The sequence below is a fragment of the Mesorhizobium shonense genome, assembly GCF_040545255.1.
Classification (GTDB): Bacteria; Pseudomonadota; Alphaproteobacteria; order Rhizobiales; family Rhizobiaceae; genus Mesorhizobium; species Mesorhizobium shonense.
Window position 1 is genome coordinate 645,578 of the sequence record NZ_JBEPLM010000001.1, and the last position, 15,045, is coordinate 660,622.

A 15,045-nucleotide genomic window follows, 5' to 3' on the forward strand; every position below is an offset into this window, starting at 1 on the left:
GGCAGTTCCTCCGCGCCGGACGAGGTGTGGCCGATGACGAGCTCCGTGTTTTGAGCGTTCAAGGGCTGCGCTTTAGGGTCCTGAACTCGGTTGCCCGATGTCGGCAATTCGCACTTAGCGGGCATGCTCACTATGTCCGCTCCAATGAGAGATTTCAGGTACTAAGCGGACATGCTGAATTTATGAGTACGCGGCCTACCTCTGCCGTTGTTCCATCCGACCACTGATGGAAACGTCGGTCTTCCTATGTTTCGGGACGTTCCTCTAAGCAATTGCAATCGCCGAATCGGGTCAGGGGCGTGAGTTCGGCCAAGGGTGAGCGCAACTTCCGCCTTGGGGACGGAAGAGGTATTCCGCATCGGGTACCAAGCGTTAGATTTTCACCATTAGACCGCCTGCTCCAGCGCCATCTCGGTCCGCGCCAGAAGTTCCCGCACCGCGTCGACCACGCAATCCACGTCCAGGCGCCAGACACAGCATGCCTTGCTCGGATCGATGCGCCGGCACAGCTCGCCGCCGACGCAATCGCAAGGCATCGGCGGGCGCAACGAGATGCTGGGAACGCCGACAGGTCCCCACTGAGCCGGATCGGTCAGGCCGAACAGGCCGACGACGGGGGTACCGGCCGCCGCCGCCATATGCATTGGGCCGCTCTCATTGCCGACGAACAGCCTCGCCTCCTTGAACAGCGCCAGCAGCGTTTCGAGCGGGAGCGCGCCGACCAGATCGACGACCGACGTTTTCGCGGCCGTCATGATCTTGTCCGCCGCCTCGTTTTCGTCGGGACCGCCGACCAAAACGACGTCCAGGCCGGTTTCCGTCGATATCCGGTCGATCGCGGCGGCAAATCGCTCGGGCTGCCAGCGGCGCCCGGGGAAGCTTGCTCCGGCATGGACCGCCACGAAGCCATGGGGCCGCAGACGATATTTGCCCAGCAAAGCGCGGACCCGCGTCGTTTCGAGGGGCAGCGGGCGGATGGCCGGCGCCTTGACCCGCAGGTCCACGCCAAGCGCCTCGAGCGGCGACAGATAACGGTAGAGATAATGCCGCTCGCCGAAGGCGTAGGGCCTCATCCTGACATTGGCAGGCTGGCGTTCATACCAGCGCATGCGCCGTTCCGTCGGGTGGTAACCCAGCCGGACCGGAGCATCGACCAGGCCGGAAAGAATCCGCGAGGTTTTCGAGTCGGTTATGTCGATGGTCATGTCGAAGCGGTATTGCCGCAAATCGCGCACCATCCGGAACAGCTCGCGTCCGCGCTGCAGCGGCATGCCACGCATCATGGCACGGCGGAAGGTGACGACTTCGGCCGCGATGCCGTGCGCCGTGAGGAAGCCGGCGAAGCGCGCCTCACAGAGGAAGACGATGCTGACGCCTGGATATTCCAGCTGCAGGTTCTTGGCCAATGCCGAGGCGAGCACGATGTCGCCGACGAATTTGGTCTGCAGGATCAGGATCGACCGGAAAGAGGTGGGGGAAATCTGCAGCATCTGTTTCTGGCACCAAGGAATTCGGAACCAGAAACTGCCGGGCAACGATGTCGGGATTGGGAACCGTCACGCGCACGTTCGCGTGAGTTTCCATACAAAATCGTAAGGTGTCGGCGCGCCGCTCAGGCGCGCTTTGCCTTGTCCTTTGCGGTCGCCACGGCCGCCTGTGCGGCGGCCAGCCGCGCGATCGGCACCCGGTAGGGCGAGCACGACACATAGTCGAGGCCGACCTCCTCGCAAAAACGGATCGATGCCGGGTCGCCGCCATGTTCACCGCAGATGCCGAGCTTGATCCCGGGCCGCGTCGCCTTGCCCTTTTCCGCCGCGATCCGCACCAGCTCGCCGACGCCGTCGACATCGAGCGAAACGAACGGATCCTGCTCGATGATGCCCTTTTTCCGGTAGATTTCCAGGAAGGAGGCGGCGTCGTCGCGCGAGATGCCGAAGGTCGTCTGCGTCAGATCGTTGGTGCCGAAGGAAAAGAATTCGGCTGCTTCGGCAATGACATGGGCGCGGATGGCCGCGCGGGGAAGCTCAATCATCGTACCTGTGAGATAGTCGATCTTCGTGCCGGTTTCCTGCATGACGCTTTGCGCGACCGCATCGATGCGCGCCTTGACGTATTGCAGCTCCTTCACCAGGCCGACCAGCGGTACCATGATTTCGGGCACGACAAGCGCGCCGGCTTTGCGGCCGGCTTCGACCGCCGCCTCGAAAATGGCGCGCGCCTGCATCTCGGCGATCTCCGGATAGGAGACGGCGAGCCGGCAGCCGCGATGGCCGAGCATCGGGTTGAACTCATGCAGCGCCTCGGTGCGCTGCCTGAGCTTGTCGGCCGACACGTTCATGGCGGAGGCGACCTCGGCGAGCTCGGCTTCGGTCTTGGGCAGGAACTCGTGCAGCGGCGGGTCGAGCAGGCGGATCGTCACCGGCAAGCCGGCCATGATCTCGAACAGCTCGAGGAAATCGGAGCGCTGCATCGGCAGGAGCTTGTCGAGCGCTGAGCGCCTGTCCTTCTCGGTGTCGGCCAGGATCATCTCGCGCATGGCGACGATGCGGTCGCCCTCGAAGAACATGTGCTCGGTGCGGCAAAGCCCGATGCCTTCGGCGCCGAACGAGCGCGCCATGCGCGCGTCGAGCGGCGTTTCGGCATTGGTGCGCACCTTCATGCGGCGGGCGGCGTCGGCCCACTCCATGATGGCGGCGAAATCGCCGGAAAGCTCGGGCTGGAGCATGGCGACCGCGCCCTTCAGCACCTGGCCGTTGCCGCCGTCGATGGTGATGATGTCGCCCTTGCGGAAGGTCTGGCCCATCGAGATCAGCGTGCCGGCCTTGTAGTCGACGCGCAGCGAGCCGGCGCCCGAAACGCAGGGCTTGCCCATGCCGCGCGCCACGACCGCGGCGTGGCTGGTCATGCCGCCGCGGGTGGTGAGGATGCCTTCGGCGGCATGCATGCCGTGGATGTCCTCCGGGCTGGTCTCGATGCGCACCAGGATCGCCTTACGGCCTTGCGCCTTGGCGTCCTCGGCGTCACTCGAGGAGAAGACGATCTCGCCGGTGGCGGCTCCGGGAGAGGCAGGCAGGCCCATGCCTATGACATCGCGCGCGGCCTTCGGATCGATGGTCGGGTGCAGGAGCTGGTCGAGCGAGGCGGGATCGATGCGGGCGACCGCCTCCTCTTTCGTGATCAGCCCGTCCTTGGCCATCTCGACGGCGATCTTCAGCGCCGCCTTGGCGGTGCGCTTGCCGGAGCGGGTCTGCAGCATCCACAATTTGCCGCGTTCGATGGTGAATTCGAGGTCCTGCATGTCGCGGTAGTGCTTTTCCAGCCGGTCGGAGATGTCGACGAAAGCCTGGAAGGCGTCCGGCATCAGCTTCTGCAGCGACGGCTTGTCGGAGCCGGCGTTAATGCGCGCCGCCTCGGTGATGTTCTGCGGCGTGCGGATGCCGGCCACCACGTCCTCGCCCTGCGCATTGACGAGGAATTCGCCGTAAAGCTGCTTCTCGCCGGTCGAGGGATTACGGGTGAAGGCGACGCCGGTGGCGGAGGTATCGCCCATATTGCCGAACACCATGGCCTGGACATTGACTGCGGTGCCCCAGCTTTCCGGGATGTCGTGCAGGCGCCGGTAAGTGATGGCGCGGTTGTTCATCCAGCTCGAAAACACAGCGCCGATCGCGCCCCAAAGCTGCTCGCGCGGCTCCTGCGGGAACGGCTTGCCGAGCTCCTCCTCGACCTTGGCCTTGTAGAGCCCGATCACGTCCTGCCATTCTGCGGCCGAAAGTTCGGTGTCGAGCTCATGGCCGAGGCTCGCCTTCCGGTCCTCGAGGATTTCCTCGAATACCTCGTGGTCGAGGCCCATGACCACGTCGGAATACATCTGGATGAAGCGGCGGTAGCTGTCATAGGCAAAGCGCGCATCGCCGGAATCGGCCGCCAGCGCCTCGACGGTCTCGTCGTTGAGGCCGAGATTGAGCACGGTGTCCATCATGCCGGGCATCGAAGCGCGGGCGCCGGAGCGCACGGAGACCAGGAGCAGCTTGGACGGGTCGCCGAATCGGCGCCCGGTGATCTTGCCGATATGGTCGAGCGCCGACAGGACATCCGTCTCGAGTGCTGCCGGATAGGTGCGGCCGTTGGCGTAATAGGCGTTGCAGACATCGGTAGTGATGGTGAAGCCCGGCGGCACCGGCAGGCCGAGGCTGCACATCTCGGCCAGGTTGGCGCCTTTGCCGCCGAGAAGGTTGCGGTCGCCGGCACGGCCTTCGGCGGCGCCGTCGCCGAAGGTGTAAACCCACTTGGTCATGCTCGCCCTCCAGGTCCTTGGAAGATAGACAACACCCGGACCAAGGCCCGGTTCCCCGCCCTTCCGATCCGAGCGATAGGATGCTGCAGTGCGAAAGGCAAGGTGTCGGCAAAGCAACCGCCGCCGCTACAATCGATTAAGCAAAAGCTGCGTCAAAAAGACTTGCCGGTATCGGCGCCGCGATATAGAACATAACAAGAACAAAGTGGAGTAGCGCAATGAAACTCAACGGAAAACTCGACTATCTGGAACTGCCGGCCACCGGCGGGACGCTGGACAGCGTCAAATCCTTCTACAGCGCGGCGTTTTCCTGGTCGTTCACCGACTACGGACCGACCTACTCCGCCTTTGCCGAAGGGCTCGACGGCGGCTTCCAGGCCGACGCCGGCGAGGCGCCGGCCAAACCGCTGCCCGTGCTCTATTCCGAAAATCTCGAGGAGACGCTCAACGCGGTCGAGAATGCCGGCGGCGCGATCGTCAAGCCGATCTTCTCCTTTCCCGGCGGCAGGCGGTTCCATTTCACCGACCCAGCCGGCAACGAGCTCGCCGTCTGGGGCGAGTAACCCGCGATCCGGTCGCTGCTGGGTTTCATATTGCCCTTTGGATTCTGCGAAAACGCGGCAATTCGGGGAACGTCAGGCGTGCGGCAAGATTACCTTGGATGCTGGCGGTCCAACCATTGAGCTTTCCAGCGGCTCGTCCTATAAGGCCGCGCGCAGCGGGCACGGCCCGCCTGCTGGGGCGTCGCCAAGTGGTAAGGCATCGGTTTTTGGTACCGACATTCCCAGGTTCGAATCCTGGCGCCCCAGCCAAACAGGATACCCTACGGATAGTTTGGTTCCACGCGCATGCTATCACTGCGCGGGTTCGCGTCGGTCTCAACTATCATTTCTAATCCGCCAATCGGCTACACCCCGCCCGCTGTGGATAGTAACCGCTTATTCACCATGATCAGGCAACCTGGTTGAAGGCGCTTCCACCGCGCCTAACTTGCGATTGCGTCATTGATGACGCATCCCGCCTAACACCGGCGGCCGACGTTTTCATGTACCCCAACCCCTGCCCCCAAAAACAGTATGCGTCGGCCGCCGGCCCAGACGCCCCTATTCACCCCGCCAGACCGCCCTCCCATCGGATCCCGACTGCCAAGCCTCATCTTCGCCAAGGTCCCGAAATACCGGACACCGGGGCTTCGATAGGGAGTGTTTAGTGATGATCCGAATTCTTGTCGCGGCCGGCGCCCTTACGCTAGTCGGATCTCTTGCTGCCCCGGCAAACGCGCAAGAGACGTTCCATGGCTACGATTGCACGGATGACTGCTCGGGACACGAGGCCGGCTACGATTGGGCGGCTAGGAACGACATCACTGACGAGCGGGACTGCGATGGGGATAGCCGATCTTTCAACGAAGGCTGTCAAGCTTACGTTGAAGAGCAAGCCGATGACGCAAGTCGGAACAGCCAGTCGGGCGATGAAAATGACGACGAGGACAGCGACCAATAAGAAGGGTCGTGAGCACTGGCGCTGATAGTTCCGCGGCAGCTTGTGGATCTCCAGCCGCACCTCGATCGACAGCTTGCGCAGAATAGCGCCCTCTCGACCGGTGCTAAACAGCGCACCTCGTCCGCAGCGCCGGATCAGTGCCGCGGACTTTACCTGCGCCCTGCCGGCGGGGTAGCTTCTTCACGGTAATAGCGCCGGGCTCCGGCCGGGCCGCAAGCTGATAGCGCGCCCGATAAATCCGTCCGCCGGACTCCATCATCAGGCATAGTCCCTAAGCGATCGCCGACGGGGGAGGAACGCAAATGTCCGAGGATGCGGCACTGAGAAAAGTGGACGCCGAATATGCGATTGAATACCTTCAGGAACATCCGAAGGCTGGGCTTTGCTGCGAGGATCGGCGCTGGTGGATTACGCCGAACGCCAACGAGACCGATCAGCAGGTCCTGCTTCTTGATGTGATCGAGGGTGAGCGGCTCATAGATGATCCTCGCCTTCGACTGTTGTCCGGGATCGCTCATGCGGGCCGGTCGCTCTGGGTCGTTCGGAGGATGACTTAACCATCTGCCATCCGCTAACGCCCTGGGGACCAGACTGTGCGTAGACAACGCGGCTGCACGTGGACTCGCCGTCTCCATCCGTGAACGTGCCGCTTCACCGAAGCTATTTGGCCGGTCTTCCCGATCGATCCTGCGATCCGGTATCACAAGCCTTCGAAGCATCACCATGGCGCTGAACCCACGACGCGTCCGTACCGCTCGGGCCGGTTATTGGCAGGTGACGAATGTAAGGAACTTTTCTAACCGGGGCACTTTTGGCATAGGACGGCGCCAGTTCGCTGAGAGACGGCCCTTCGGGCCTGCTCACGACGCCTGCGACCTGCCACCGTCGCCAATGTGATTGCCCGGCTTGTAGAAACGCAAAAAACCGCCCCGGTTAGACCGGGACGGCTATTGATTTATGATAAAATTGGTTGCGGGGACTGGATTCGGGGCCGTGACTCCGCGGTTGAAAACTCCCCTCAGCACACGAACGCAGCGCTATGTTGACGGTGTCCCTCGACCGTCTCGCCCCACACAGCCAGCGCCGATCAAGCTTGCACCGTGTCGGATTCAGAAATTCCAATCTCCTTCACAAACGCGAGCAATTCGGCCGGAGGTGCGAGACAGAAATTTCGAAAAGCTGACAGGAGCCCCAGGCAGATTAGATGACCTCCGGGGTTGGCCGCTCGCCCCCGCCCATACGAAGCGGTATGCGGCGCGGTGCTGGTTCCGCTCCATCGTATCAGTTTCGCAGGTCGGGCAGATGGAGATGGCATCGGCTCACCGGCACGTGTAGCCGCCGTCGATGGGCAGGTGGATGCCGGTGATCATCGAGGCAGCATCGCTGAGCAGGAAGACGATCGGGCCGGCGACCTCGTCCTCGGTCGCCCAGCGCCCGAGCGGCATCTGCTTCAGGAACGGCTCGGCGACATGCGGCTGGCTCCAGTGGCCGGATGAGATCGGCGTCATGACCACGGTCGGGTTCACGCTGTTGACGCGGATGTTGTATTTGCCCAGCTCCAGCGCCGAGCAGCGGGTGATGTTTTCGAGCGCCGCCTTGGACGAGCCGTAGGAAATATGGCCTTCGAGCGCGACCAATGCCGCCTGGCTGGAGACGTTGACGATCGCCCCACCCTTTCCGATCGCCACCATCTGGCGCGTGGCGTATTTGGTGACCAAAAGCGCGCCGCGCGCATTAATGGTGATGACCTTGTCGAAGATGGCGATGTCGGTGTCCATCGGCGTCGCGATCTCGCCGCCGAAGCCGCCGCAATTTACCACGCCCCAAAGATCGAGGCCTTCGAGCGCGTCGCGGATCTCGTCCTCGGAAGCAAGGTCGAAGGTGACTGTCCGGCAGCCGGTTTCCTTGGCGATTGCGTCCAGCGCCTCCTGCGACCGTCCAGCCGCGATCACATTGGCATTGGCTCGCACCAGATGCCGGACGGTGGCGCCGCCAATGCCACCGCTGCCGCCCGTCACCAGAATGCTGCGTCCGTGAAAATCCGTCATGGTTCCCTCTTGTGATGTCTTTAAGGTCGTGTCAGGCGGGCTCGGTGGCTGCCACCGAATCGGAAATTCTTTGGCCGCCCTTGTCGAAGAGATGGCAGACACCGGGCGGCAACGAGATCGCGATCCGGTCGCCTGCGCGCGCCACGCGGCCACCGCTGTCGCGGATGACCAGGCTTTCCTCGCCGTCGCGCACATGAATGAAAGTGTCGCTGCCCAGAAGCTCGACCACGCTGGCTTTCAGGACGACCGCATCGGCCTCACCTTCGGCCGCAAGCACGATGTGTTCCGGCCGGATGCCTACGGTCACTTCGGCGCCCGCTCGGGTTGGCTTCGAAACGGACATCCGGAGCGAAAACCCCAGGTCCAGCCTGACCGTTGCCTGTTTGCCCTCAACCGAGGCGACGCGGCCCTTCAAAAAATTCATTGCCGGCGAGCCGATGAAGCCGGCAACGAACAGGTTCGCCGGCCGGTGGTAGAGGTCGAGCGGCGCGCCGACCTGCTCGATGCGGCCACCATTCATGACGACGATGCGATCGGCCAGTGTCATCGCTTCGACCTGGTCATGCGTGACATAGACCATGGTGGAGGCGAGCTCCGCCTTCAGCCGCGCGATCTCGACGCGCATGCCGACGCGAAGTGCTGCATCGAGATTGGAGAGCGGCTCGTCGAGCAGGAACAACTTCGGCTTGCGCGTCATGGCGCGGCCGATGGCGACGCGCTGACGCTGGCCGCCGGAGAGCTCGCGCGGCTTGCGCTTGAGATAGGAGCCGAGCCGCAGTTTCTCGGCGGCGCGGCCGACGCGCTCGGCAATCTCGACGACGGGCGTGCGGGCGATCTTGAGGCCGAAGCCGATGTTGCGGCCGACATCCATGTGCGGATAAAGCGCGTAGGACTGGAACACCATTGCCACGCCCCGCTCCGGCGGCTCCGCGTCGCTCATGTCGACGCCGTCGACCAGGATGCGGCCGGAGCTGATCGGCTCCAGCCCAGCGATGATCCGAAGCAGCGTGGACTTGCCGCAGCCCGACGGCCCGACCAGGACGCAGAACTCGCCATCCTCGATGGTCAGCGACAGTTCGGGGATGACGGTGGTGTGGCCGAAGGCCTTGGTGATCCTATCGATCGAGAGCGTCGCCATCGGTCTAACCTTTCACCGCGCCGGCCAGCAGGCCGCGCACGAAGGCGCGCTGCACCAGCACATAAAGCAAGATCAAGGGGAGCGCGATCAGCGTCAGGATCGCAAAGAGCGCGCCGGGATTGGCCATATAGAGGCCGGAATACTGCATCGGCACGATGGTGAGCGTCTTCATCTCGCTCTTGGTGAGCACGATGAGGGCGAGGAAGAACTCGTTCCACGTCACGATGAACTGCCAGATGGTGACGAAGACCAGCGCCGGCCGCACTAGCGGCAGGGCTACGTGCCAATAGATTTGCCAAGGATTGCAGCCGTCCACGCGTGCCGCCTCGAACAGCTCGCGAGGCGCGTCCTCCATGAAGGCTTTCAGGATGACCATGGCGAACGGCACGCCGAGCGCGGCATAGGGCAGGATGAGGCCGATATAGGTGTTCACCCAGCCGAAGGTCTTCAGCAGGATGGCCAAAGGCAGGACCATCGAGGCGAGCGGCACCATCAGGGTGGTGAGCAGGGTCGTATAGAGGAACATCGAACCCTTCAGCCGCAGGATCGCGCAGGCGAAGGCAAAGAGCGAGGAGACGGTGACCACGATTGCCACCGTCGCTACGGTGATGATCAGGCTGTTCAAGAAAATGCCGCCCAGCGGATTGTCGCGGATGACGGTGATGAAGTTGTCGAAGGTCACCGGCCAGGTGAACAACGCGGCGTCGAAGGCCTGCGCCGGCGTGCGCAGCCCGATCGACAGCATATAGATCTGCGGAATCATCCAGAAGCCGAGCACGACGAAGAGCACCGCATGGATGACAACGCCGCGGATGCGGTTGCGGGCGAGCGGCGCCATCATGGCTGTTCCTTTCCGGCAGGCGACAGCCTGGCGCCGAGCAAGGCGATCTGGACCAGCGACAGCACGAGCGCGATGACCAGCACGATGACGGAAAGCGCCGCGCCGCTGGCGGTGTCGCCGAGCACGAAGCTCTGCTTGAAGATGAAGGTGCCGAAGACCTCGCTCGCCCGGTTCGGGCCGCCGCCGGTCATCAGATGCACGATCGGGAAGGTCTGCAGCGTGCCGATGACGCCGAGCAAAAGCAGCGACTTCGTCGCCGGCGAAAGCATCGGCACGATGACATGCACGGCAAGCCGCCAACCTCGTGCGCCATCGATGCGGGCGGCATCGAGCACTTCGCTCGGCAGGTTGGCGATGCCGGCGATGTACATCAGCATCGAGAAGCCGGTCCACTGCCAGATGTTGACGACGATCAGCGCGTAGATCGCGGTCTTCGGGTCGCCGATCGGCGACGTCATCATGACGATGCCGACATGCTTCAGATATTCCTGGGCGATGCCGTAATAGGGCGCATAGATCTGCACCCACACCAGGCTGATGACCGAGACCGAGGTCACCACCGGCAGGAAGAACATGGTGCGGAAGAAGCCGCGCAAGGTATGCGTGTGGCGCTCGATGAAATAGGCGAGCAACCCGCCGATCAGCATCTGCACGGGAATGGTGATGACGCCCCACAGCACCATGTTGCGCACCACGATCCAGAAGGTCGGGTCGCTGAGGATGATCGTGTAGTTGGCGAAGCCGGCAAAGACCGTCCCGCCATCCGCCTTGCCGGAATAGAAGCTCTGCCCGGCGACCCACAGGATCGGATAAGCGATGAAGACCGTGAAGAGCAGGGTCGCCGGCAGGGCGAAGAGATAGAGCGTCGAAGCTCTCGATGCCGATCGCCGTTTCGCCGCCGCGACGGCGGTTCCGGCTCGCATGGCCTCTGCGCTCATGATGCTCGCCATCTTACCTGAAAAAAGACCGGCACTGAAAAAAGAGCCGGGCGCGTTTCCACGCCCGGCAGTTGGTCGTGGGTTATTTTGCCGCGAGAGCTTTCTCGGTCGCCGCCTGGACGACGGCCAAGGCCGCTTCCGGCTCGGTGCTGCCGGCGGCGACGCCGGCCAACGCATTGTCCAGTGCCTCGGCCACGGCGGGCGAAGCGAAGCGCTGGTTCTCGGCCTTCGGGAGATCGGCCATAAACCGGGCCGACATCTCCTTCACATGGTCGGTGATGTCGCCCTTCGGCGCATTGCCATCGAAGGCCGGCAGGTCGTTGAGGTCGTTGAGCGCTTCTTGCAGGCCGACGCCGTTGGTGAGCTCGGCAAGGAAGGTCCAGGCTCCCGGGTTCTTGCTGCCGTTCTTGGTCAGGCCGTAGCCGATGTCGATACCGCCGACCGGCGGGCTCGCGGAATTGCCGTCCTTGACCGGGGGCAGGTAGAAGAAATCGAAGCCTTCCATGTTCTGAACATATTCCGACAGCGGCGGCGGGAACTTGCTTTCCTGCATCCACCAGGAGCCTAGCGCCATCATGCCGACCTTGCCCTGCGCGAAGAGCTGTGCGCCGGTCGGATAGGCATGGGCTCCCAGCGCGCCTTGCTGGAAGATGCCGTCGTCGAAGAGGCCTTTCCAGGCCTTCATCGCCGCGACCAGCTCAGGCGCCGTCCACGGCTTCTCGCCTGCCTGCGCCTTGTCGACGATGCCGGGCGAGAACTGGTTGGCGAGCATCAGGAAGACGTTCTCGTTCTGCCAGCCGTCCGCGGCGCCCTGGAACATCGGGATGTAGCCGCCATCCGTCAGGGCCTTGGCGGCCGCCTTGAGGTCGGCATAGGTCTTCGGCGGGGAAAGGTTGAGCTTCTCGAAGATCTTGCGGTTGTACCAGATGCACAGCACCTGCGATTCCTGCGGGATGATGTAATAGTTCTCATCGCCCTTGGGATTGCCCATCAGCATCTGCTTGCGATTGACGGGGAAGACCTTGTCGGCCCATTTGTCGCCCCACTGCTTGGCGGCGCGGTCGTTCACCGCTTCCAGATTTTCACGATATTGCTGGGTGAGCGAGCCGGGCTGCAGGCCGATCACGTCGGGCAGGCTGCCCGAGGCCGCGGCGGCCTTGAGCGCAGTGATGTATTCAGGCGAATAATTGTAATAGGTGTATTTGACCTTGATGTCGGGGTGGGCCTTCTCGAAGGCCGCGATCGATTTTTCCATCGTGCTCTGGACGAACCAGGACCAAACGGTCACCTCTTTCTGCTCGGCATTGGCGGAAGCGGAATAAAGCGCGGCGGCGAGGATCGTCGTCGCAAGAAACAGCATTTTCCTCATCATATTCCTCCCTTTTTCAGTTCCCAGGATGATGCGCGCCGCGGGCCTCCACCCCGCGGACACCATGACCCGTCGCCAGGTCATTCAAGCGCGACGGCTTTGCCGTCGTCGTAAGCGCGACGGCTTTGCCGTCGTCGTAAGCGCGACGGCTTTGCCGTCGTCGTAAGCGCGACGGCTTTGCCGTCGTCGTAAGCGCGACGGCCTTGCCGTCGCGCACTGATCTCAGGCCGCTTTGGCGGCCGCTTCGGTCAGCACCTCTTCGGTGATCGCACGATCATCGGCGAGCGGCCGGTTCGGCGTCAGCCCGAGCTTCTGCAACTCGCCGTGATAGGCGCGCACGGCCTCTTCCGGCCCGAGCGTGCCGTCGGCCACGGCGCGCATCAGGACGATGAGCTGCAACGGCGCCTCGGCGAGGTTGATCTTGCGGCCGAACAGCGCGAGGCGGGCGCCGTAACGCTCCGACTGCGCGACCAGCTCGAAAGTGTCTCGCGTCGTGCCGGCACCGCCGCCGAGCACGCCGACGATCAGCTCGCTGTCGAAGCTGGCAAGCTCTTCCAGCGCCTTCGGCCCGTTATAGGCCGTCTTCAGGAACAGCGGACGCTCGGCTTTCGGTACGCTCGCCAGCGACTTGATGATGTTGTCGTTGACGAATTCGCCGATCTGGTCGCGGCTGAAGCCGAGGTCGATGCTCGGATTGAAGACCTCGTAGAAATATTTGAAGCCGACGCGGGCCGCCTCGGCACGGAAGTCGGCAAAGGCGTTCAAGGTGCGGACGTCGAGCTCGACATCGTTGCTGTAGGAAACCGAATAGAGGGCGAGATCGGTGCCATGCGCGGGATAATTGGCGATGGCGCGCGCCAAATTGGTGTCACGGAAGGGCACCGATGCCGTCTGCACATAGGTGCCGTGGCGCACGGCGCCCCAGCACATCGTCTCCAGATTGCCGCGGATGGCGGGCTTCACCTCGCTGCCGAAAAAGCCGCCGCGCTCGTCGAGAAGCTCGAGATTGGACTGCGACACCAGCATGATGTCGACCACGTCCTGTTTGATGATCTCCTCGATTTGGGTGATGAATTCCTGGCGGGTGCGGCGGCGCGGCGGCTTGGCCGAATAATCGAAGCCGGTAGCGGTCACGCCCGCGCCGACATCGCTGTCCTTGGCATCGGCAATGACGAAATCGGCCCGCGTGTAACGGCCGGCACGAATGTTCGCCAGCTTCCTGTCCAGTCTCGTGACCATGATCTTCCTCGGTGAAATCTGCTGCGCGCCGGCGCGATGTCGCGATCCAAGCGTGCCGCACTATGGCGAAAGTTCTCATAATCTGTCAATAGCTTTCTAACTCTCTCTAACTTTGCGAAGTGCTCGCTTTGGCAACACGGCACTTCCGACGCAGAGGCTCGCGGAAAGGAAAATTCGCATAAGTACTTGAATCTGCTATATCTTGTTGCAGGAACCGGATTTAGACAGCATTATCAACCGAAGTTTGAGCCGCCAGTTCGGTACTATGAGATGCTTCCAACCGAAGCACAGTTGAGGTGGTCGGGCAAAAAACGCGTTGACGATTTGGAAGATAATGATAGCAATTGACAATGCCGGCCGAGGAGGGCTGCCGGTTGAGGAGGAAAGGCACGGCATGAGCGATGTTGCCACCGGATCGTTCGCGGAACGCTATGCGGCCCTGACCGATCCGCGGTCAGGCCCGCTTGGTGCCGACGCGTTGTCGTCGGCGGGACTTTTCCTGTGCGGCATCAGCGCATGCGTCGACGCGCTGGTCGAGATGAGCGACATCCAGCCGTTGCTGGAGGCGCCGGCCGACACGCAGGCGGCGCGGCTTGCGGCGCTGCTGCTTGCGCGCGCCGAGCGCGGCGTGGGCGGCGAGGTGCGCTTCGACTGGCCAGAAGGCCCGGCATGGCTGCGCGAGCGTCTGCGGCCGCGCTATGCGCTGGGCGGAACCGGGCCACAGGCGGCCTGGGTGCTCGGGCAGCTCGGTGTGCGCTCGCTGGTGGCGCTGGAAGATCGCCATGGCCTGATGCTGCGGCAAATCCCGTCGGGCGTTCTTCTGGCGCAAGGCGGGACACTCAAAACCGTGGACGAAGTGCCGGCTACCGGGCCGCATATCCCCGAAATCTTCATCTTCGAATTCACCGCCGGTCGGGCGATCGGTCCGGTGGTCCCGGCGCGCTCCTCACGGGTCATAATCCGTTTCGGCGATCGCGGCATACAGCATGATGCCGACTTCGAAAGCCTGTCGCGGCAACTGGCGCCATCGGCCGCGGCCGGGCTGCTTTCCGGCCTCAACGACGAGGCGACAGAGAATGTCGGCGCCGCCAGCCGGCATGTGTTCGCGTTGAGCCGCGACTGGAAGGACGCCGGCCTGCGCACCATCCATTTCGAGCTGGCGGGCTATGCCTCGCAACAGGCGGTCGAGGAGCTTCTGTCCAATGCGCGCGGCGCAATCACGTCGCTCGGCATGAGCCATTCCGAATTGCTTGCCATGAGCCCGGCCGCCCATCGTCCGATGGACGCGCTTATCGCGCTTGGCGACCGGCTCGGCCTCGAGCGCGTCTGCGTGCATGCTGACACATGGGCGGCTGCCGTGACGCTCAACGACCCGCAGGAAGAGGAACTGGCGCTGATGGCGGGCTGCGCGATCGCCAGCGCCAGGGCCGCAAACGGCGCGCCCGCGCGGGACATATCGATCTCGCCGGCGGCCGCGTTCCATCCGCTTCCGTTCGAGGCGCCCGCGTGCAAGGGACGCTGGACCTTCGTCGCCTGCGCGTCGCCCTATCTGGACAAGCCGGCGACGACACTCGGCCTCGGCGACAGCTTCACCGCCGGCTGCCTGCTGATCCTGGGACGCACCCGTCACGCCAATGCCGGCCAAAACCTCCAACACGCCTGAAGGACAATT

The 15,045-nt window shown here is 63.3% G+C and carries 11 protein-coding genes and 1 tRNA gene; 4 read left to right on the forward strand and 8 right to left on the reverse strand.

Annotation, left to right across the window (positions count from 1 at the left end):
- Window positions 1-386 precede the first annotated feature (386 nt).
- Both ABID26_RS03375 and ppdK read right to left on the reverse strand, forming a co-directional pair.
- Complete coding sequence (locus ABID26_RS03375) at window positions 387-1,490, reverse strand: glycosyltransferase family 9 protein (protein WP_354413805.1); 1,104 nt, start codon at window positions 1,488-1,490, stop codon at window positions 387-389.
- A gap of 122 nt (window positions 1,491-1,612) precedes the next feature.
- Complete coding sequence (gene ppdK, locus ABID26_RS03380; protein WP_354413807.1) at window positions 1,613-4,297, reverse strand: pyruvate, phosphate dikinase; 2,685 nt, start codon at window positions 4,295-4,297, stop codon at window positions 1,613-1,615.
- Window positions 4,298-4,515: 218 nt separating this feature from the next.
- Here ppdK and ABID26_RS03385 point away from each other — a divergent pair, with 218 nt between their 5' ends.
- The 3 genes from ABID26_RS03385 (at window position 4,516) to ABID26_RS03395 (ending at window position 6,357) form a co-directional block, all read left to right on the forward strand.
- The gene (locus ABID26_RS03385; RefSeq protein WP_126101425.1) at window positions 4,516-4,860 is read left to right on the forward strand and encodes a VOC family protein; all 345 of its coding nucleotides are present in this window, start codon (window positions 4,516-4,518) and stop codon (window positions 4,858-4,860) included.
- 174 nt (window positions 4,861-5,034) lie between these two features.
- Window positions 5,035-5,109 (forward strand) — tRNA-Gln (locus ABID26_RS03390).
- 993 nt (window positions 5,110-6,102) lie between these two features.
- Complete coding sequence (locus tag ABID26_RS03395) at window positions 6,103-6,357, forward strand: hypothetical protein (protein WP_292371704.1); 255 nt, start codon at window positions 6,103-6,105, stop codon at window positions 6,355-6,357.
- A gap of 762 nt (window positions 6,358-7,119) precedes the next feature.
- On the opposite strand, the gene ABID26_RS03400 is transcribed toward ABID26_RS03395, so the two are convergent.
- The 6 genes from ABID26_RS03400 to ABID26_RS03425 form a co-directional block, all read right to left on the reverse strand.
- Window positions 7,120-7,848 (reverse strand): SDR family oxidoreductase, encoded by a 729-nt coding sequence (locus ABID26_RS03400; RefSeq protein ID WP_292371706.1) that lies wholly within the window; start codon window positions 7,846-7,848, stop codon window positions 7,120-7,122.
- Between the two features lie 31 nt (window positions 7,849-7,879).
- The gene (locus ABID26_RS03405; protein ID WP_354413809.1) at window positions 7,880-8,986 is read right to left on the reverse strand and encodes an ABC transporter ATP-binding protein; all 1,107 of its coding nucleotides are present in this window, start codon (window positions 8,984-8,986) and stop codon (window positions 7,880-7,882) included.
- A 4-nt stretch (window positions 8,987-8,990) separates the two neighbouring features.
- A complete protein-coding gene (locus ABID26_RS03410) occupies window positions 8,991-9,827 on the reverse strand; it encodes a carbohydrate ABC transporter permease (protein ID WP_354413811.1) in 837 nt (278 codons plus the stop codon).
- Window positions 9,824-10,765, reverse strand: coding sequence for a carbohydrate ABC transporter permease (locus ABID26_RS03415; RefSeq protein WP_292371711.1), 942 nt, complete (start codon window positions 10,763-10,765; stop codon window positions 9,824-9,826). The genes ABID26_RS03410 and ABID26_RS03415 overlap by 4 nt, the downstream gene beginning before the upstream one ends.
- An 82-nt stretch (window positions 10,766-10,847) precedes the next feature.
- Entirely contained in the window at window positions 10,848-12,134 is a 1,287-nt protein-coding gene (locus tag ABID26_RS03420) for an ABC transporter substrate-binding protein (RefSeq protein ID WP_354413815.1), read from the reverse strand.
- A 222-nt stretch (window positions 12,135-12,356) separates the two neighbouring features.
- A complete protein-coding gene (locus tag ABID26_RS03425; RefSeq protein ID WP_354413817.1) occupies window positions 12,357-13,373 on the reverse strand; it encodes a hypothetical protein in 1,017 nt (338 codons plus the stop codon).
- Window positions 13,374-13,767: 394 nt separating this feature from the next.
- On the opposite strand from ABID26_RS03425, the gene ABID26_RS03430 reads away from it, so the two are divergent.
- A complete protein-coding gene (locus tag ABID26_RS03430; protein ID WP_354413819.1) occupies window positions 13,768-15,036 on the forward strand; it encodes an ADP-dependent glucokinase/phosphofructokinase in 1,269 nt (422 codons plus the stop codon).
- Window positions 15,037-15,045 lie beyond the last annotated feature (9 nt).

What these genes read in the sequence shown, in the direction of transcription:
- ABID26_RS03425 (WP_354413817.1), bottom strand. Translation starts at nt 13,373, where the DNA reads ATGGTCACGAGACTGGACAGGAAGCTGGCGAACATTCGTGCCGGCCGT.
- ABID26_RS03430 (WP_354413819.1), top strand. Translation starts at nt 13,768, where the DNA reads ATGAGCGATGTTGCCACCGGATCGTTCGCGGAACGCTATGCGGCCCTG.
- ABID26_RS03410 (WP_354413811.1), bottom strand. Translation starts at nt 9,827, where the DNA reads ATGATGGCGCCGCTCGCCCGCAACCGCATCCGCGGCGTTGTCATCCAT.
- ABID26_RS03395 (WP_292371704.1), top strand. Translation starts at nt 6,103, where the DNA reads ATGTCCGAGGATGCGGCACTGAGAAAAGTGGACGCCGAATATGCGATT.
- ABID26_RS03400 (WP_292371706.1), bottom strand. Translation starts at nt 7,848, where the DNA reads ATGACGGATTTTCACGGACGCAGCATTCTGGTGACGGGCGGCAGCGGT.
- ABID26_RS03420 (WP_354413815.1), bottom strand. Translation starts at nt 12,134, where the DNA reads ATGAGGAAAATGCTGTTTCTTGCGACGACGATCCTCGCCGCCGCGCTT.
- ABID26_RS03375 (WP_354413805.1), bottom strand. Translation starts at nt 1,490, where the DNA reads ATGCTGCAGATTTCCCCCACCTCTTTCCGGTCGATCCTGATCCTGCAG.
- ppdK (WP_354413807.1), bottom strand. Translation starts at nt 4,297, where the DNA reads ATGACCAAGTGGGTTTACACCTTCGGCGACGGCGCCGCCGAAGGCCGT.
- ABID26_RS03385 (WP_126101425.1), top strand. Translation starts at nt 4,516, where the DNA reads ATGAAACTCAACGGAAAACTCGACTATCTGGAACTGCCGGCCACCGGC.
- ABID26_RS03415 (WP_292371711.1), bottom strand. Translation starts at nt 10,765, where the DNA reads ATGAGCGCAGAGGCCATGCGAGCCGGAACCGCCGTCGCGGCGGCGAAA.
- ABID26_RS03405 (WP_354413809.1), bottom strand. Translation starts at nt 8,986, where the DNA reads ATGGCGACGCTCTCGATCGATAGGATCACCAAGGCCTTCGGCCACACC.